This window comes from Burkholderia sp. AU27893 (assembly GCF_002223205.1).
Lineage (GTDB): Bacteria > Pseudomonadota > Gammaproteobacteria > Burkholderiales > Burkholderiaceae > Burkholderia.
Genome location: NZ_NKFD01000001.1, coordinates 1,624,052 through 1,641,012, shown reverse-complemented (window position 1 = coordinate 1,641,012; position 16,961 = coordinate 1,624,052). Strand labels below are relative to the sequence as shown.

Genomic DNA, 16,961 nt, shown 5'->3' with positions numbered 1-16,961 from the left:
CGTGTGACCTACGGCTTAGAAGAACGGTAGTTTGAAAATAGACGGGAACGGAAGTGCAATCAAATCAATGACTTGCAGCGATCGCCACCCCCTTGCGATTGCACTTCCGGTGCCTAATTTGACCTGTTTTCGTCAATTCACGTCAAGATTTCGTCAAGGTCGCCGGGCAGCCAGCCATGTGGTGTAATGGCTGCGCGTCGCGCCCGATCTGGTTTCCTCAAAAAATCAGGCCGCGAGCTACCTCCAAAACGATAGAAGGCCCACCGCCTCCGGGGAACACCATGCGCAGATTTGCACTTGCCGCAGCTATTTTGGTATCCACACTCGCCCACGCACAATCGCAACGGCAGCCGGACCGTTTCGAAACTTATCGGCGCGCAACCATTTCTATTGGCCGTGTGATCGACGCGGGCAATGGTCCAAAATTCTCGACCATCGGATCGGGGGTTATCGTCAGCACCGATCCCCGTCACGCGGTCCTGATTACGGCCAAACATGTGGTTTTCGACCCTCGCTCCGGAAACATTCCCGACGTCGTGAACATCCGAATTCCGCACGGCGATTCGGCGTCGGCCGATGATCTCGGCATTCCGGTACAGCTCATCGCTAACCATAAGAACGTGTGGCAGTCGTTGCCTGACGGAAGCGACATTGCTGCTGTTCCTCTCCCGAACCTGTCCAAGTACGGACGAGTTACCTACGCGATCAGCGTAGACGACTTTGCAACAGACGATGATCTGTATCCGGGGGCGTCCGTGATGGTCTTTGGCTACCCGGCAATACTCGGTGAAGATTTCCTGACCGCGCCCTTGGCGAGAGGAGGCCTGGTGTCGTGGGTCGATCCGACCGGTCCCCTTTTCAAGCGCTTTTTGATTGACTCCAATATCGTCAACGGCAACAGCGGCGGCCCGGTATTTCACGAGCGCTCAGGCATGTCCAGGTCTGGCGGTATGTCCATGACTGACTCTCCGGCCGCGTTTCTCGGGATCGTGGTCGCAAATGCAGCCGAGAGGGCTGCGGTTTTTGACGGGCAGATGAACCCGGTGAACGCCGTCGATCCGCAAACCGGCCACGTATCGCAGATGTTTGCTAGGGTTCTCAGTATCGGTGGAATCGGGATTGTCGAGCCCGCGTCTAAGGTACGGAAGCTCGTCGATCAGTTTATCGGAAAGGATGGTCGATAAACACCTCAGCACGTGGTAGTCGGGGCACATTAGCCGTCCCCTATTTTTTGCTCTTGACGACCCGATCTAACCTCGCGATAAACTGTATATCCATACAGTATTTGTGACGCATCATGCCGCCGGTCTGGGAATATCAGTGGGAGTACATCGACGCGCCATACAGCGGGCCGCCAGATCGCACGAACTTCTGGATGACCGACGAGGAGGCCAAGCATTGGCATGGCTCGACGAAACCGGGCGCACGCCGGCTCGACGAGACGCGGCGCGACCGAAAGGCTCAGGCGCCTATCCCGATCGGCAATGGCAATTTTGGAGCGGCATATAGCGGGCAAGACGCTGGAAAGCCGCTGCCTCGGTTCGACTCACCCGACCTTTCGAAATTGCGCTACTGGTGGACGCACCCCGCCTACTGCGGACGAAGTGACATCCGAGTGCTGATTCTTGAGGTCATACGCCTGCGGCGAAAGCTAGAAAGCGGCGGCAAGACCTGATCAGCGAGCAGCCGCCGTCAGCGCGTCGTAGTCGCGCTCGCACTGCTGGCCGGCGATGCGGGCGGCGTCAGCGTACGCTGCCAGTTCGCCCGCGCGGTCGTCAACGCCGCTGAGCACGTCGGCGAGCACACCGATGGGGTCGCCGGCTGGCGCGCTTCGAGCGGTAGCGGCGGGATGGCGGGCCCGCTCGACGTACACGGCGAGTTGCTTGCGCAGCCCGTCAGCAGCAGCGGAAGCAGCAGCAGCATCGGCCACCGCCTGGTCACGTTCTTTCGCAGCATGGTCTGCGCTCTCCTGTTGTGCCGCGGTGCGGCGTTGCTCCTCGGCGCGCGCGGCATCGACTGCCGCGATCTGGGCCTTTTGCGCCGCGATGGTCGTTGTGCGCACGCCGTCGGCGTGCCCTTTGAAGTAGCCGGTCGCTGAGCCGATGAATACAGCCACCATGACCGCCAGCCAGACGCGAGGATCGAGGAAGGTCATGCCGACACCTCCATGGAATCGAGCGCGCAGAGGTTGCGTGCGTTCATGATCGAGATCAGCTTCTCCGCGTATTGCGGATCCGTCGCGTAGCCGGCCGCCGCGATCGCGCGGGCGAAGTTCGGGCCGTCCTTGAACGCGAACGCCGGCCGGTAGCGCGGGTTGCCGGTCAGAAAGGCTGCGTGGTCATCGATGCTGCCCTGCCAGGTGCTGTACGCGCGGAAATTGGCGGTGATCGTGATCGTCTCGCCGTTGACGACTTCGTGCGTGACCTGCGACGTCATCGGGCCGCGCCACGACGCATCAGCCTTGATCCCGAACAGGTTCATGCCCGGCGCGCGCTTGCCCCAGCTCGATTCGAGCGCCGCCTGCGCGACGGTCACGCTGGCCGGCACTCCGGTGCGCTTCGCGCACGCTTGCGCCGCCGGCGAGATCGCGGCGATGAAGCCGGCGGGCGTCGAGATGTCGGGCGCCGGCGCGACGACCGGCGGCGTTACAGGAACCGGAACCACCGGCGCGGCGGGGATCGGCGGAGCGGGCGCCGCAGCCTGCGGCGTGACGACAACCGGCGCGGGAGGCGTACCAGGCGGCTCCGCCGGCGCAGCGGCTCGCGGGTCAGGTTGAGTGGGCGCAGGGGCACGACCGAAGAGCGCGAAGATCGCGCGAATCAGGTTACTGAGTCCCATCGCTGCCACCTTTTCCGAAGAGCGCCTTGATGCTGCCGATCAGCGCGCTTTGGCTGACGACGCGCGCGGCGACCGTCAACAGCACGCCAACGATCGGCACCCACTGCTGCCCGTGCTTCGGGAACAGCGAGAGCAGCGACGGCGCGAGCTGCGGATATTGGTCCGCGAGCGGCGGGATGGCCGCCAGCAAGATCAGCATCAGCGCGCTGATGCGCACCGACCACCATTTGCCGATCTCGTTCAGATCGTCGATCAGGAGCTTTTTCATCGTGTTTCCCCTTGTTGCTCTGTATGCTGCGGACACTTCGGATACCGTGCTTCCAACATCCGCTGAAACTCCTCTCGCCCTTCCGGACTAGAGAAAAAGAGGTACTCGAACGGGTTCGGCGCGCTCAGGTTTTCACAGAGCACGCCAGGCGCACTCTGGATCACGCCAACGTCTCGCTCAACGACTTGTGGCGCAGCGCGCAACGGGCAAACGACGACCAGCGCCGCGCTAACGGCAAGCCAAGTCCTGAAGTTCATCGTGCGCCTCCGCGCGTGCGGCGTGGAAACAGGCGGTCACGGATCTGCAACAGCAGCAGCACGATCGTGAACACGCCCACCCACCATGAGATGTCGTGACCGTTGAACCACGTCCAGATTGCAACCACGCCCCCACCGGCCGTCGTCGCCGAGGACGACGCGGCCAGCGCGCCGCTCACTGCGTTGCCCGCCATTTCCTTGTCCATTCCGCTCCCCGTTATGCGGACACGGCCGCGTCCGTGCTGTAGACGCGCCACGCACCGTTGCTCCAGTACACCGGCACGCCCGTACCGGCACCGGCTCCCTCGCCCACTTTTCGCCCGTTCTTCGCCCAGGCTGTTTGCCCCTCCAGTGCGCCATTCGGCAGGCTGCCGACCGCGAATGCGCCGAGGTCACCCTGTCCGAACTGGCGCCAAAGCAGCGCGAACCACGTCTGCCAGGCAGGAGCCTCGAACGGAGTACGCGGATCAGGAGGAGTGCTAAGTTTTACGCCCATGTCAATATTTCCATCCGTCGGCGTAGCCCATGTCCTGCAGCTCAGGGATCTGGGCCTTCAGCCGCTCGCCGATGTCATCCCGCCACCCGGGGCTGTTCGGGATCTCGATCTTCTTGATCGCGCGCTTCGCGCGCATCTGCGCGCCTGTCACGCTGTAGTCCGTGCCGGTCGCGATGCAGACGTAGTCGCCAGCCGTCACCGGCATCTTTTCGTACACGATCTTGCCGTCGCGCTCGTTCGGGGCTTGCCCCATCTTCACCTCACAGAGGTGAATGTCCTCGGTCGCGAGCCGCTCGGTGCCGTAGACCGGGTAGCCTGTCGTGTCGCGTCCGGTGTACTTCGTGAACGGGTAGTCCGGGATCGAAATCACGACGCCGACAGCGATCTCGTCGAGCACTTCGAGCGTGTCCTCGCCGTGCAACAGGTCGAGCATCCACTGCGCCGGGTCGCCGACGTGCAGCGCGTCCTGGATGATCCGACACGGCCAACCCGGCCGGCTGGTCGCCTCGAGCGGCCAGGGTACGCCGTCCTCGTCGATGATCGCGGCCATGTCGAAGTACCCGCGGTAGTCGATCGAGTGCAGATGCGCGGTCAGTGGTAGCAGCAGCTTGTCGGCCAGCTTCGATTTCTCGGTGTAGCGCATTACCGTGCCCTGCTCGCCAGTGTTCGGGCCGCTGTCGCCGGGCATCAGCTTCTTGAATTCGAAGTTCTCGAGGAAGTGCCGGCTCCAGCCCTTCGGCCCGAACCAGCCGCCCACCGCCATTTCGATGCCGGCGCGGAATTGCTGCAGGATGAAGCCCTGGTTCTGTGGGTTCTCGACCTTCCAGCGATCGAGCATCAGCACCATGTCGCGCGGCGACTTCGACACGTACGACAGCGCCTTGTCGACGTCGCCGTTCGGCTTCGAGACGTAGCGGAGCATGTTGCGCTGCACGTAGTCCTTCGCCTTGTCGTAGTCGTTGAACTCGACCGAATCCATCACTTTGATGCCGGCGCGCTTGAACACGTCCTGCCCCTTCTGCCGGTTCAGCTCCAGCTCGGCGCCTGCCGCGTTCGGCCCGAAGATCGGGTAGCCCTTCTTGTGGTACGGCGCCAGCGCTTTCATCAGGCTGGAGTTGTCGGTCAGCACGATCAGGTCGGCCCAGCCCATCGCCGCGCGCCAGTCCGAGACTTTGGTCACGAACCCGTCGGCGATGTCGTTGCGCTTGCCGTCCTCGCGCGGCGCAAACCACGCACGCACCTCGTGCCCGCAGTCCTTGCACCGCATGATGAAATCGAGCGACAGCCCGATCTGGTCGATTACCAGAATGCGCATCAATCCTCCGTGATCTGCGGCCGACCTTGCTGGGTCATGGCGCCCGCCACGAAGCCCTGATTCCGCATCGCCGTCGCAAGGCTGTCGAGCAGGTTTTTGTCGAGACCGGCCATGCGCAAGCGCTGCATGCCGCCCGGCTTCGTCGCGATGTCAATGATTTGCCGCGCCTGCGGCTCGGTCAGGCTCTTCGCCTTCGCGAGCCGCAGCCACGAGCCGATCGCACCGCCTCCGACGACATTCAGCCCATGGCCGACGATGCGCTCGGTGTTCTCCTCTTCGAAGGCCGCGCGGCGCGAGCCGCCGCGGGCCATCTGGTCGCTTACGCGCGCGCGGGCCGCCTCGGTGCGAAAGGCCTTCTTGATCTGGTTCGCCGTGCGGTCACCGAGCACCTCGCGGATCTGCGGATCGTTCATTTTGTCGCCGATCTTGTTCAGCACGCCCTCGGGCATGCGCGGGTGCTCGCGGATGTACCGTTCCAGGCCGTCCGTCATCCCGAGCCGCGCGTACTCGCGCTCGAGCGGATTCATCGCGCGCCACTGCTCGATCGGCGCACTCTTCATGCCGAATGCGAACTGCGCGCCCCACTGCTGCGCGCCAAGCATGCCAGTGCCGCCGCTCGACCCCGGCCCTTCACCGCCGATCCGGGCCGCGAGCGTACGGGCCTGGCGCGCCGTATCGCCCGACATGTTCTTGAGCTCCGTCTGCAAGTCGCGCAGCGTGCCGGCGTGCCCGGTCCCGACAGCGTCTTCCGCCGCCGTTCCCAGTTTTCGCTGCAGCTCATCGAGCGCGTACACCGGCACGTGGGTTTCCTGATCGAACGCTGGCAGCCGATCCAGTCGGCCAGCCGCGCGTGCGGCCTGCGCCTCTTCACGAACCTGCTGCATAAACGGTTCGAGAGCGGGATTCTCGAAAATCCGCCGCATCTCTGGCGTGACCGGCACGGTTTCAGTAAAGCGTGCCCTGTCGTATGCCGTAGCCATCTGTTGCTGCAACCCACCGAGATTGTCAGCAAGCTGTTGCCTGATGTGTTGCAGTGGCTGAGACGGGTTGTACAGGCGCGCCGCCTGCCCCTCCGCGTCGCTGCGCAAGCTCTCCGCGAGCTGTCGCGACGTCGAATTCGACACGTCCGCCGCCTTCGTAACGAGGTCCGCGACCTTCGGCGAGAAGTCAACGACGCGTGCGCCCGGGTTGCTTTGCAGAAACGACGCGAGCTGCTGCGGCGTCTTGCCCTCGGTCGCGAGGGCGCGCTTAATCTTGTCGGCCGCCGCCTTCACCTGGTTGAACCCGGCCGGCCCCAACCGATCGAGCAGCGGGCGCAGGACCGCGCCTGCGGCGCCGAGGCCGAGCGCGGCCACCGCGCCCTCCACCGCACCCTCGGCCGCATGCTTCGCGCGCGTCGACATGTCGCCACCGGCACCGGCTCCCATCGCCGCGCCCGCTGCAGCGCCGCCCGCCACCTGTCGGCCGAGCAGCGCGGCGCCGGACTTCGCAACCTGCGCCTTGCCGGCGCCGGGCAGAATCGCGCTCTCGGCCGCTGCCATCGCCAGATCGACGCCGAACGCGGCCAGTGGATGCTGCTGGTCGTACAGGTTCGACAGCTGCCGCGTGGCGTGCTCCGCCTGCTTGCCGAACAGCATGCGGTCGAGATCCGCGCCGAAGCCGAACGTAGCCGCTTGGTACGCCTTCGCGCCGAGCGCGTCGAAGTCGAGAGCGCCGATCGTGCGCTTCGCCGGCTGCTCGCCGACGAGCTTCGTGGCGGCTGGGGCGTCCGATGCGTCTGGCGCGGATGGTGCGTTGACGCCCGCCGGTGCGCCGCCGAAGTCCGCGTCGAGCTTGGGATCGTAGTTCGCCATCACTGCGCCTCGTAGTGCTTGAAGAACTCACGCCAGTCGCGATACCCGGCGTTCTTCTGACCGTCCGGCCGCGTCGGGATGCCCGCGTAGTTCGGCGAGAAGCCCGTCGGCGACTGCGGATCGACGACAAAGGCCGGGCCGAGCGACTGCTCATATGCGGCCCACAGCATCTGTGCGTTCTGCACGGGTGCGTCGGGGTTCGCCTGCATGTACTCGCGCACGAACTCGCGCCGGTTCGTCTCCATCGCCGCGCCGGCGTACAGCTCCATCGCCATCTGCCGGTTGGTCGCGGGCGACAGGTCGACGTTCGGCTTCTGGGTCTTCAGGTTCGCGTACATCGCCGCGGTGAACGACGAGCGGCCGCCGCCGGCGGCGCCCTGCGACTGCTGCATGCGCGAGATCAGGTTGTTCGAGATCTTCTCGAACAACTGGCGATCGTCACCGAACTTCGTCAGCACCTGGCTCACGCCCGGGATGCTCGACCAGCCGCCGGTCGTGACCGGATTCTGCTTGTCGAGCAGGCCGAGGAGCTGCGTCGTCAGGCCCATGATGTCGCGGTCCGACGACGCCCCGAGTGCGTCCTTCTGCAGCACCGTGTTGTTCGCCGTCTGGATTTTCTTGCGCGCCGCGTCCACCTGCTCAGGCGACATGCCGACCGGCGCCGTGGCCTGAATCGACGGTGCAAACGGAATGCCTCTGCCGGCGAGTGCCTGCTGGCGCTGCTGGTCGGCCGCCTGAGCCTGCGCATGGGCGATCCGCGGCGCGTCGAACTTCGCCTGCTCGCGTTGCTCGCGCTGCTGGTCGAGCTGCAGGCGCGCCCGACGGTCCGCAAGGTCCGCCTGATCCTTGATCGTCAGCGCGCGGTCGGCCAGCGTCGCGAGCTTCTGTCGGTCGGCCGTGTAGTCGCCGGTCAGGTTCAGGCCGCGCGCGGCCGCCTGCATTGCCGGGTTCTGCCGCAACTGCGCGATGAAGCCGTCGTAGCTGGTCTGGTCGTTGACGCTCGCCGCCAGCTTCGCGGTCTCGTCGTTCGCGCTCTTCTGCACGTCCAGCGTTTTGCGCTGCAGGTCGATCTGCTCGCCTTGCAGCTTGTCGGCCTGCGCGTAGAACTGCATCGCGAGCCGGCCGTTGCCGTCGCGCTGCGCCCGCTGACCCATCTGCGTGTACATGCTGATCATGCGCTGCTGCGCTGACGTCGCGCCTTGGTACGCGGTTACGGGCGTCTCGACGCCCGCGTTCACGCGCGCGTCGAGCTGCGCGGCCGGCGACGGCTGGCTCTGCGCCTGGTCCAGCGCAGCAGCGCCGGCCGACTGGTTGCCCATTGCCGAGCGCACCGCCGCGAGGTTCGCGGCGTACTGGTTCGTGTTCTTCCCCCACATCTTGCGGTTCGGGCCGCCGTAGTAGGTCTTGTCGACGACAGACTGGTCGCCGTCGGCGGCGCGCGCGTAACCGGCGAGCTGCTGCGCAGCCCAATCGATCGATGCCTGCGGGTTGCGCGGGTCGAAGCCCGCGCGCGCGGCGTTGCCCTTCTCGACCTGCATCAAGCCGATCGATTGCCCGTTCGCGGTCGCCGGACCGACAGCGTCCGCCTTCATACCAGACTCGACGGCGGCGCGCATCTTCAGCTCGTGCCAGTCGACGCCGTACTTCTGCGCAGCGGCTTTGAACATGTCGTCGTACGGCGACGGCGCACTCACCTGCTGCGCGATCTGCTGGATCCGCTGCGGCGTGTACGGCTTGACCATGTCCCCGCTGAAATTCTTGATGCCGCCCGCAGCGGCGAGCTGCGTCGCGCCGGCAGGCTGGCCGCGCGTCGCCGGTACAGCTTGAGCCGCAACGGCATCCCCCGCGGCCGTCGGGTCCGCCGCCTGGCTGAAGTAGCGGTTTTGCGCATCGAGATCGGCAAGCTGCAGCGCGCTCATCTGGTTCTGCGTCGACGCAGCCTGATTCGCGAGCTGCTGCGCGGCGAGCTGGTTCGCGCGCTCTTGACGCGTGTACGCGAGGTCTTCCTGCTGCCGCTGATAGTTCTCGAACCCCTGCGAGAGGCCCGTCAGCATCGGTCCCCAGAGCTTCATGACGTGAACCCCCACGAGTTGCTGCCGCCGTACGTGTAGCCATCGCCGCCGAAGCCAGCCGACGGGCCAAACAGCGCGCCGCTACCGCTGACGTCGCCAAAGCCGCCCGTCGTCGTGCCGAGCCCAGTATCGAAGTTGAAGCCGCCCGTGCTTCCGCTCAGGCCGTTCAGCAGATTGCCGATGCCGTTCGCAACCTGCCCGACACCCTGTCCGACGCTGCCGTACGCGGAGTTCACGTTGCCGTACACGTTCGATACGGCTTGCGCAGCGGCTGCCGGCGAGCCGCTCGATGCGCCGGACAGCAGCGCCAGTTGGCCGAATGCCTGGTTGTTGGCCGCGAGGTCCGCGCTCGCGCTGCTGGCGAGCTGGCCGAAGCCCTGGTTGTTGGCGCCCAGCGCCTGCCCGTAGAGGCCGGACAGTTGCGAGAGCATCGTGCTGTAGTAGTTCGCGCCGAACGACTGGCCGTAGTTCTGAAGCGCCGCGAGCTGGTTGCCGGACGCGTTCAACCCTTGCGCTGCCAGCGTCGCGTTCACCGCGTTCTGGCCTTGCTGGAACGACGCCTGGTACAGCGGCGACGAGAACACGCTGCTCGGGTTTGCGACGAGGTTGTTCAGCTGCTGCCCGAACGACACGCCATTCAGCGCGCCCGTGAGCGGCATCGTGTTGCTGTTGACGTAGTTCCCCATCGCCGTGACGCTCTGCGGCGAGGCATTGCCGTACGTGCCGGCGGTCGCCGCGTCGGCGAGCGTCTTGCCGAACTGCGCGTTGTACTGGCCGAACGGGTTCGCGATGCCGGCGAGCTGGTTGCCGAGCTGTTGTGCCTCCTGCGCGGACAGCATCCCGCCTGCGATGTTCGCAGCGCCCTGCGCGACCTGTGAGCCCCCGCCACCGCCCCCTGTGATTGCGCCGATGACCGGCCCGGCGACTGCTCCGACGATCCCGCCCATCAGATCACCTTCGTGTAGATGCGCTCGGCCTCAACGAAGCCGAGCCGCTCGAGCACCCGACCGAAGTCGTGGTGCATCTTGCAGTTGGTATAGACCCGCTGCACGCCGAGCGGCTTCAGGCTGTCGAATGCGAAGCGCAGAAAGCGCACGCCATTGAAGCCTCGGCGGTGTTGCGGGCGAAGGTAGGTGATGTCGCTGGTCGCGGTGTAGCTCTGCCGATAGTGCAGATGCGTCATCAGGATGAAGATGTGATAGCCGACCAGCTGCCCGTCAGCGCGCGCAGTGGCGACGTGCACCATGCCGGCGCGGTCGAGCGCGTCGTAGCGCTCGTAGTCGGGGTCGAGCTTGATCACGTCCTTGTTGAGGGCGATCTCGGCCCAGTGCGCCGGATACAGCAAGCGCATCTCGTCGATCGCCTGCGCGTAGGGCTCGACTGCGAAGGTGAGCTGGTCGGTCGTCACTGATCGCCTTCCTCTATACCGAGTTCCAGTTGGTAAAACCGCACCTGGAAACCACCGATATAGAGCAAAGCGAAGGCTCGACGCCGGAACGCTCCCGCTCGCCGCAGCATTGCTCGTGCGGCTCCCAGATTGACAGGACGGAATGCGCTCCAGGTATTGAAGTCGTCATCGGAGTATCCGACGTACGCGGTGTCAGCGACCTTGTCGCCGATGACTTCAATGCGTTGGCAGAATTTCGTGTTGTCGGACCCGAAGTCCCCCGCGTTCGTACGCAGCAGGCCGTAGATGAAGGTGCCGTTATCGCTCGACACACTCTCCAGCATGCTGTACACCCTGCCGTCCGACTTCCCAAGCAGGTAGTCGGTGTTGTTCGCGTAGGCATACATCACCTGCGCGAAAACGTTCTGCACGTACGGCGTCACGATCAGTTGCCCGAGGCCGGCGGCAGAGTTCAGCACGGTATCCGCGTTGATGTCCGTCGTGTTGATGGTGTCGGTGTTGATCCCGCCCACCATCGGCTGGCCGACCGTATAGCTGATCGTGTTCGCGTCGATTATAGACGGAACGAACGTACCTAGAAAGGATTGCGAAGTATTGGGGCTCGACACGTTGATGACCGCCCCGGCCGTCAGGCCGTGGTTCGGAATCACCAGCGTGACCGTCGTCCCGTTCAGGTATGAAACCACCGCATTCATCGACTGCGAGCTGAGCGCGGTCGACGACCAGCGGCTCCAGAGCCCCATCGTCACGTCGTAGACGAGCGTGACGTTGCTGACCGTGAGCGTCAGCACGTAGTAGGCGTGCCCGTTCGTCTTGATGAAGTATGCAAAGACGTTGGTCAGCGGATCGGCGTTAAGCACGCGATCGACTCGCTCGTCCGAGATGGGCGTCGGGACCAGACCGTTCATGATGTAGACGCTGCGGCCCTTCTGGTGCGTCTGGCCGATCCAGAAGATCGTGTTTTCCGTCGCAACGACTGAAGCACCGCACGCGCAGCCGACGTTCGCGGCGGCGGAGAGGTTCGGCAACAGCGGGCTGCCGGGCGGCGTATTGCCAGCGTCCTGAAAAAAACCGATGCTGAACTGGCCGAAGCCGATCACGTAGTTGTATAGCCGCGAGATAGCCGCCCCCGGGTCGGCCGAGCTGCTCGCCACAATCGAATTCAGCGCGTTCCACGTCGCCGGGGTGTTCAGGTTGCTGTTCCAGATATTCCCGGCCGGATCCTCGACGAACACGTAGCCATCCATGTAGGCGACGCCCGGAGCCGTCACCGCCGGGTAGTTCGCGTCCGTGACCTGCGCCAACGTCGTGCCGTTCCAGGTGTAGGCCTTCGCGTTGTTCTTCAGGAACACCGCAGTCCCGCCCGCACCGGTCAGCGTGAACTGGTATGGGCTGGTCGAATCGACCGTCCCCTGCGAAATACCGTCGACGTAGAACGTGCTGCCCACGATCGCGAGCAGGTGCGTGCCGAACGCGAAGAAGCCCAGCGCCGCGCCCGCCGCCATCGCAGGGATCGCGCTCGCGAGCTGGACGCCGAACCGGGGGATCGCGAAGATCCGGCCGTCCGTGTTCTTCGACGCGCCGTAGTTCCAGAGCAGCGCGTCCTTCAGCAGCGTCGAATCGCGCGACGAGATGGTATTCGCGAGCTGGATGCGCGGCACCTCTGCCATCACATCCTCCGCATATCAGGCTGCAGGTACATCGGCGCTTCTTCCTGATCCCAATCGAGCATGTCGTTCAGGTACTGCTCCGCGCGGCGCTCGATCCGGTTCGCGACGCGCTCCGGCACGAAGTATTCCGTCAGCAACTCGTTCGCCAGCCCGTATTTCAGCGCGTTCTGCCACTCGATCGGGAAGTCGAAGTTGTCGGTGCTGTTGATCACGTCCGCGATCGGCCGCTGGCACGTCAGGATGCACACGTTCGGGTTGCTGTCCGGCGTCAGGAACAGGTAAAGCACCCCGTTGCCGAGTTGCGGGTCGTAGTAGAACGAGTTCGGCGTGCCCTGCGCCGTCTTGTTCCCCATCAGGTCGTATTCCTGCCGCGACAGCTTCACGAGCGGCACTTCAAGCGCCGGGTTCGTGTTGGCGTATTGCAAGCGCGCCATTGGGATCCGCAGCGGCCGGAAGGCCTGCAACTGCGCGTTTGTCGACGTCGGCCCGAGCTGGTAGCTGGTGACGCCCTGTTGCACGGTGAACGGTACGTCAGTTACACACCACAGCGGATAGTCGCGCGTCATCCACTGCTTAATCATCAAGTTCAACGCCTGCGCGGCATTCGTGATGTCCGACTGCGGCGGGGGTGCGTCATCGTTGAAAGTGCCCATCAGGCGGAATGCTGCCTGGATGAGCGTGTCGCGCTGGATCGAGTAGGTGTAGGTCGTCATCACGCCACCCGCATGATGTAGCAGAGGGCGTAGTACGGCGGCAACGTAGAGAACGCAGTGCCGGACCCGGTATTCTGGATCGTAATGCCGGTTCCAGCAGCGTTGATGCTCACGTTCGCGTTCGCTCCCTGAACGGACATACCCGTACCGCTCACGGAAGTCGGCGGTGTTGCAGAGCCCGCGACACCGGTGCCTGAGAGCGTCGTGACCGTCGGGCCCGACGCGCCGCCGAAACCGTTAGCCGCGTTGTTGATCGCTGTGTAGTGGGAGTGGCCGGGGTCGTTCAGTCCGTGGCTGTGTGCGGATTGCGAAACACCGTGCGAGTGCCCGGTGTCCGTGATGCCGTGATTGTGCGGGGGCAAATTGGCGACCGACAGCGTCGCCGTTGTCGCGCCACCGGTGGCGCCGACCGTATAACTGTTGCCGGCGCCGACGACAAATTTATCTTCGAGGTTCGGCGTGCCGTTCGAACCATTACAGAGCGCCCAGTTTTCCGGGATGTTATTCGCTGCTCCGGACCAAAGGATGATCCCGCCGATCGGCACGACCCCGTTGAACTGTCGCAACTCGGCCGCAACCGTCCGTTGCGAGACGATGTCGCCGGCCGACCACGCGCGCGCGCTCGTTCCGTCCTGGCCGCGCTGAATCGTGAATACGTTGCCTGCGACCTGTGTCACGAGCACGATCTCGATGATCGTCCGTGTGGCCGCGTCGGTGATTGTCGCGTAGAACGAGTCCGGCGCAACCGGCGCGGGAAAGAGTCCGGCCTGCCCTGCGTTCAGCGCGAGCGATGTCGCTGCGGAGCTGATGCCTGCGGCGAGAGTCCCTGCGGCGTTGTTGGCGTAGAGGAGCGTCATTTCAGTAGCTGAACGCGTTCCAGGTAGAACCGTTGCACGTGACGAATGCGCCGTTCGTACCGCCGCCGGCCGTGACCTGTTGGTGCCATGCCGTAATCGCGGCCGACGCGTCCGTGATGTGCGCGATGTACCCTGCCGTGCCCGTATTGCAGGTCGGCAGAGCCGCGTAGGTCGTGTTCGAAACCTGCACGCCCTTACCAACCTGCACGGATCCGTCTGTGTTGCCGACGACGGCATTCGTGAAATTCGACGCGAAGCAATCTGTCGAGTGCTGCAGCACGATCGAGCCATCGGCCGAACTGGTGACGTTCGAGATCAAGCGCCACTGGTTGCATGTGCTCGCCGGAAAGAGATTCAGGCGTGCGTGGTCGTACTGCATCGTGAGTGACTGATTACTCCAGAGCGCGCCCGTACCATATACCCCGTTGAGGTAGAGCCCATACGTGTGCGCGCCGGTGTCCTGATACGAGTAGGTGCCCGCTGCGGCATCGTAGTAGCTGGCATTCTGGACGGACTTCGAACCAGTGACCTGATACCCATTCACCCATTGGTAAGTCGTCGCACTGGGCGTATAGACTGAAATGCCTGCTTGAATCGTGTTGGTGCCTGCGTCGCCCGAGATGAACAAGTTTTGACAGGTCGCGCAATTGCTTCCCGAGTTGTTCGTCATGTCGATTTCGAACGCCGGCGCGAAGCCGCCGGCCCAGCCGGAATTCAGTACGAGATCAACATCCCCAGCCCATACCTTTCCAGCTCCGGGTCCGGCCACGGCAGACACGAAAAACGGCATTTTCGCGTTGCACTGATTCACGCACTGGTACGCCCAGGTAACAGAGCCATCCGTGATTGCGGAGCCGGTGCCGCTCGGACCAGAGCCGCTACTCGCCGAAGTGCCGCCAGTCGTCGCCTTGTATACGTTTCCCGCGTTGTCGATCAGCGCGCCCGTAGCGTAGGCGGTGCTCTGCGCCCACGCTGCTGCGAAACCGGTATTCATGGTCGCATTGATCGAAATCCCCGTCTCGGAGATCGTCGCGTCCTGTGCGGTGGTGAATCGGTACAATCCCTGCGCGCGTTGATGGTCACCAGCGTTAAAACCGACGGTCGGGTAGAAGCTCAGGTTCGACCCGGCACCGTTCCCGTAGACCCCATTGACGCTCGACCCAGTCAAATCGGTCACCGGCCCTGACGCCCCGTTGGTAGAAATGGCGACGCTATTGAGACTCGATAGACCAGACGCATTAAGCGTCGTAAACGCACCGCTGCTCGGTGCGCTGCTACCGATCGTCGTGCCGTTGATCGCTCCTGCCGGGATTGTCGCGGAGCCGTTGACTTGGAGGTTTTGGACTTGATACGTCTGGCCGAGCGCGATCAGCGATACCAGCAGCGCCGCGACGCCCGCAAAGATTCGTTTCATACTTGAACTCCTGCCGTGTTGCACCACACGGTCGGTACGACCTGCGCGCAATAAATGAGCTGTCCGTATGGGCCCAGCGTGAGGTCAATGAATAGTTGTCCGAGAGCTGGCGCGGCCGGTCGCACCGAGCCCACCAGAGCGGGGAAAAAGTTTTCGTTGATGTACTGCGTAAGCAGCGATAGCGGCACATCCGCCGTCGCGCCCGCGACGACGCCGGTCAGCGTGTCAGTAGGCTGAAGCGAGCGGTTACCGATCGGGTAGCTGCCTTGTTTCATCTAGGAAGTCGCCAAGATGGGGGTGCCGAAAAGATCGAGGATCGGGCATCCGTTCGTGTCGAGCAGAATCTCACTGATAGTGGGCACGAACGGCGGCTGCACATCAGGACGCGACCAGGGCACGTACTGCCGATCGATGACGCCACGCACGAAATCCTGCGGCTGCCGCGGGTTCCAATCCTGCGGGCAACACATCAGGCCGTCCCACCGCTCCTTCAACTGGTTCGAGTGGTAGGCCTGCCCGCAGACGTCGCAGATCGCCTTCCACTGCCCTCGCTTCCAGAAATCCGCGCGGCCCATCGCCGCCTCCTTACTGCTTCACCAGGCGCAGCAGCAGCGTGTAGCCGTTGTCGACCGTCGTGCTCGCTCCTTTCGTCGCGATGCCGATACCGCCCGTGGCGCCGGTAAGGCCCGAGGGCACGTACAGGCCGCCGAAGTCCCGGAAGTACTTGTTCGCGCGACCGATGCAGTCGTAGAACTGCTGCGGCGTCGTCGCGTCCCAGTACAGCAGAACCTGCATCTGCACTTCGGCCTGAATATCCCACTCGATCGAGTCGACGCGCAGCTGCGCCGCGCGCTGATTTCGCGCCTGGTCGATATAGCCGAGAGCGGACGGCAGGATCAGTTTCTGGTATGCGAGATCGCCACCGCCCGCGCCACCGTTATCGCCTTGCACCAGCAGCACGGCGTTGCGCGGGCCGTCCTCGAGTACCCGAGTACTGACGGTTGCGGGCATATCAACGCTCCTTGAACGCGCCGATGAAGTCGAGCGTCATCGACGTGCCCGCCGCGTTCGTGCCAGTGTTAATTGCCGCCGTGAGCGCGAGATTGGCAGTCGGCAAAGCCGGGCTCGTCAGCGCAGCGACAGCGCCCACATTCTGCGGACCGTTCGACGTGCCCAGAAGCGACTGCGGCACGTAGCCGACCAGTTGCTTGTCGATGTAAGCGCGTACGTTACCGGTCCGGGACACCTCGAAGGCGAGATCGAGCGGCGTCGCGTTTGCCAGCGTATAGGCCGCGGTTGGCAGATTGACCGATGCGACCGTACCGCCCGACGCTACATTCAGCACGATCTGGCTCGAGCCGGCAGCCTTGCTGAACCAGATGCCGTCGGTGATGCCGCCGGAGAACGGCGTCGTGTTGACGTTCGTCAGGCCCAGCACCCATGCATCGGTCGATACTGCTGCGGCCGACGACACGCGCGCTTCGCAGAACACCTTCTTCGGCGTCGAATTCACGGTAAAGCTCGCCGTGGTCTGGATCTGCGCGATGTCGCTGGCGGCCGCGCCCGTCGAGAGCGTCGCCACGCCGCCGTCGCCGGCGGCGTTCGCAAGCGCCGCTCCGGTGCCGCTCACCGTGTACGCGGCCGCGGGTACGCGTCCGTCGAAGTCGTCGAAGAACTGGTGATAGAAAAACGGGTTCGGCACGCCGCACGCATGCAGCGGCTGGAACGTTTGATCCGTGCTCAGGCCAGCGGGCAACGCGGTGGGCGGCGGGGATGCAATGACGCTCATGAAGCGCTCCT

General features: G+C 64.2%; 20 protein-coding genes. 2 read left to right on the top strand and 18 right to left on the bottom strand.

Annotated elements, in window-relative coordinates; translation table 11 throughout:
- The first annotated feature begins 281 nt into the window (after positions 1–281).
- Together CFB47_RS07885 and CFB47_RS07880 are read left to right on the top strand one after the other, a co-directional pair.
- Positions 282–1,184: a serine protease gene (locus tag CFB47_RS07885; protein WP_179258929.1), complete on the top strand. Its 903-nt coding sequence runs from the start codon at positions 282–284 to the stop codon at positions 1,182–1,184.
- A gap of 113 nt (positions 1,185–1,297) precedes the next feature.
- Positions 1,298–1,675 carry a hypothetical protein gene (locus CFB47_RS07880; RefSeq protein WP_089460872.1) on the top strand — a complete coding sequence of 126 codons (378 nt, stop codon included), beginning with the start codon at positions 1,298–1,300 and terminating at the stop codon, positions 1,673–1,675.
- Here the strand turns inward: CFB47_RS07880 and CFB47_RS07875 are convergent, their stop codons facing one another.
- The 18 genes from CFB47_RS07875 to CFB47_RS07795 form a co-directional block, all read right to left on the bottom strand.
- Positions 1,676–2,155 carry a DUF2514 family protein gene (locus CFB47_RS07875; protein ID WP_089460871.1) on the bottom strand — a complete coding sequence of 160 codons (480 nt, stop codon included), beginning with the start codon at positions 2,153–2,155 and terminating at the stop codon, positions 1,676–1,678. It lies immediately after the preceding gene.
- Complete coding sequence (locus CFB47_RS07870) at positions 2,152–2,838, bottom strand: glycoside hydrolase family 73 protein (RefSeq protein ID WP_089460870.1); 687 nt, start codon at positions 2,836–2,838, stop codon at positions 2,152–2,154. The genes CFB47_RS07875 and CFB47_RS07870 overlap by 4 nt, the downstream gene beginning before the upstream one ends.
- Entirely contained in the window at positions 2,825–3,106 is a 282-nt protein-coding gene (locus CFB47_RS07865; protein WP_089460869.1) for a hypothetical protein, read from the bottom strand. The genes CFB47_RS07870 and CFB47_RS07865 overlap by 14 nt, the downstream gene beginning before the upstream one ends.
- A 253-nt stretch (positions 3,107–3,359) precedes the next feature.
- Positions 3,360–3,569, bottom strand: coding sequence for a hypothetical protein (locus CFB47_RS07860; RefSeq protein ID WP_089460868.1), 210 nt, complete (start codon positions 3,567–3,569; stop codon positions 3,360–3,362).
- An 11-nt stretch (positions 3,570–3,580) separates the two neighbouring features.
- Entirely contained in the window at positions 3,581–3,859 is a 279-nt protein-coding gene (locus CFB47_RS40300; protein WP_105749867.1) for a hypothetical protein, read from the bottom strand.
- A gap of 1 nt (position 3,860) precedes the next feature.
- Positions 3,861–5,174, bottom strand: coding sequence for a hypothetical protein (locus CFB47_RS07855; RefSeq protein WP_089460867.1), 1,314 nt, complete (start codon positions 5,172–5,174; stop codon positions 3,861–3,863).
- Positions 5,174–7,027 (bottom strand): hypothetical protein, encoded by a 1,854-nt coding sequence (locus CFB47_RS07850; RefSeq protein WP_089460866.1) that lies wholly within the window; start codon positions 7,025–7,027, stop codon positions 5,174–5,176. Before CFB47_RS07850 ends, CFB47_RS07855 begins: the two co-directional genes overlap by 1 nt.
- On the bottom strand, positions 7,027–9,099 hold the full coding sequence (locus tag CFB47_RS07845) for a transglycosylase SLT domain-containing protein (RefSeq protein ID WP_089460865.1): 2,073 nt from the start codon (positions 9,097–9,099) through the stop codon (positions 7,027–7,029). Before CFB47_RS07845 ends, CFB47_RS07850 begins: the two co-directional genes overlap by 1 nt.
- A complete protein-coding gene (locus CFB47_RS07840) occupies positions 9,096–9,938 on the bottom strand; it encodes a hypothetical protein (RefSeq protein ID WP_143330821.1) in 843 nt (280 codons plus the stop codon). Before CFB47_RS07840 ends, CFB47_RS07845 begins: the two co-directional genes overlap by 4 nt.
- A gap of 107 nt (positions 9,939–10,045) precedes the next feature.
- Positions 10,046–10,507 carry a hypothetical protein gene (locus tag CFB47_RS07835; protein WP_089460863.1) on the bottom strand — a complete coding sequence of 154 codons (462 nt, stop codon included), beginning with the start codon at positions 10,505–10,507 and terminating at the stop codon, positions 10,046–10,048.
- Positions 10,504–12,177: a hypothetical protein gene (locus CFB47_RS07830; RefSeq protein ID WP_089460862.1), complete on the bottom strand. Its 1,674-nt coding sequence runs from the start codon at positions 12,175–12,177 to the stop codon at positions 10,504–10,506. Before CFB47_RS07830 ends, CFB47_RS07835 begins: the two co-directional genes overlap by 4 nt.
- The gene (locus CFB47_RS07825; RefSeq protein WP_089460861.1) at positions 12,177–12,890 is read right to left on the bottom strand and encodes a hypothetical protein; all 714 of its coding nucleotides are present in this window, start codon (positions 12,888–12,890) and stop codon (positions 12,177–12,179) included. Before CFB47_RS07825 ends, CFB47_RS07830 begins: the two co-directional genes overlap by 1 nt.
- A complete protein-coding gene (locus CFB47_RS07820; protein WP_089460860.1) occupies positions 12,890–13,747 on the bottom strand; it encodes a hypothetical protein in 858 nt (285 codons plus the stop codon). The genes CFB47_RS07825 and CFB47_RS07820 overlap by 1 nt, the downstream gene beginning before the upstream one ends.
- Before the next feature lies 1 nt (position 13,748).
- Positions 13,749–15,161 carry a hypothetical protein gene (locus CFB47_RS07815; protein ID WP_105749866.1) on the bottom strand — a complete coding sequence of 471 codons (1,413 nt, stop codon included), beginning with the start codon at positions 15,159–15,161 and terminating at the stop codon, positions 13,749–13,751.
- Positions 15,158–15,436, bottom strand: a complete 279-nt coding sequence (locus CFB47_RS07810; RefSeq protein WP_089460858.1) for a hypothetical protein — start codon at positions 15,434–15,436, stop codon at positions 15,158–15,160. Before CFB47_RS07810 ends, CFB47_RS07815 begins: the two co-directional genes overlap by 4 nt.
- Entirely contained in the window at positions 15,437–15,736 is a 300-nt protein-coding gene (locus tag CFB47_RS07805) for a hypothetical protein (protein WP_089460857.1), read from the bottom strand. It lies immediately after the preceding gene.
- A 10-nt stretch (positions 15,737–15,746) separates the two neighbouring features.
- A complete protein-coding gene (locus tag CFB47_RS07800; protein WP_089460856.1) occupies positions 15,747–16,172 on the bottom strand; it encodes a hypothetical protein in 426 nt (141 codons plus the stop codon).
- 1 nt (position 16,173) lies between these two features.
- Positions 16,174–16,950 (bottom strand): hypothetical protein, encoded by a 777-nt coding sequence (locus CFB47_RS07795; protein WP_143330820.1) that lies wholly within the window; start codon positions 16,948–16,950, stop codon positions 16,174–16,176.
- Between the last annotated feature and the right edge of the window lie 11 nt (positions 16,951–16,961).

Coding starts and splice junctions, on each gene's coding strand:
- CFB47_RS07885 (WP_179258929.1), top strand. CDS start 282: ATGCGCAGATTTGCACTTGCCGCAGCTATTTTGGTATCCACACTCGCC.
- CFB47_RS07880 (WP_089460872.1), top strand. CDS start 1,298: ATGCCGCCGGTCTGGGAATATCAGTGGGAGTACATCGACGCGCCATAC.
- CFB47_RS07875 (WP_089460871.1), bottom strand. CDS start 2,155: ATGACCTTCCTCGATCCTCGCGTCTGGCTGGCGGTCATGGTGGCTGTA.
- CFB47_RS07870 (WP_089460870.1), bottom strand. CDS start 2,838: ATGGGACTCAGTAACCTGATTCGCGCGATCTTCGCGCTCTTCGGTCGT.
- CFB47_RS07865 (WP_089460869.1), bottom strand. CDS start 3,106: ATGAAAAAGCTCCTGATCGACGATCTGAACGAGATCGGCAAATGGTGG.
- CFB47_RS07860 (WP_089460868.1), bottom strand. CDS start 3,569: ATGGACAAGGAAATGGCGGGCAACGCAGTGAGCGGCGCGCTGGCCGCG.
- CFB47_RS40300 (WP_105749867.1), bottom strand. CDS start 3,859: ATGGGCGTAAAACTTAGCACTCCTCCTGATCCGCGTACTCCGTTCGAG.
- CFB47_RS07855 (WP_089460867.1), bottom strand. CDS start 5,174: ATGCGCATTCTGGTAATCGACCAGATCGGGCTGTCGCTCGATTTCATC.
- CFB47_RS07850 (WP_089460866.1), bottom strand. CDS start 7,027: ATGGCGAACTACGATCCCAAGCTCGACGCGGACTTCGGCGGCGCACCG.
- CFB47_RS07845 (WP_089460865.1), bottom strand. CDS start 9,099: ATGAAGCTCTGGGGACCGATGCTGACGGGCCTCTCGCAGGGGTTCGAG.
- CFB47_RS07840 (WP_143330821.1), bottom strand. CDS start 9,938: ATGCTGTCCGCGCAGGAGGCACAACAGCTCGGCAACCAGCTCGCCGGC.
- CFB47_RS07830 (WP_089460862.1), bottom strand. CDS start 12,177: ATGGCAGAGGTGCCGCGCATCCAGCTCGCGAATACCATCTCGTCGCGC.
- CFB47_RS07825 (WP_089460861.1), bottom strand. CDS start 12,890: ATGACGACCTACACCTACTCGATCCAGCGCGACACGCTCATCCAGGCA.
- CFB47_RS07820 (WP_089460860.1), bottom strand. CDS start 13,747: ATGACGCTCCTCTACGCCAACAACGCCGCAGGGACTCTCGCCGCAGGC.
- CFB47_RS07815 (WP_105749866.1), bottom strand. CDS start 15,161: ATGAAACGAATCTTTGCGGGCGTCGCGGCGCTGCTGGTATCGCTGATC.
- CFB47_RS07810 (WP_089460858.1), bottom strand. CDS start 15,436: ATGAAACAAGGCAGCTACCCGATCGGTAACCGCTCGCTTCAGCCTACT.
- CFB47_RS07805 (WP_089460857.1), bottom strand. CDS start 15,736: ATGGGCCGCGCGGATTTCTGGAAGCGAGGGCAGTGGAAGGCGATCTGC.
- CFB47_RS07800 (WP_089460856.1), bottom strand. CDS start 16,172: ATGCCCGCAACCGTCAGTACTCGGGTACTCGAGGACGGCCCGCGCAAC.
- CFB47_RS07795 (WP_143330820.1), bottom strand. CDS start 16,950: ATGAGCGTCATTGCATCCCCGCCGCCCACCGCGTTGCCCGCTGGCCTG.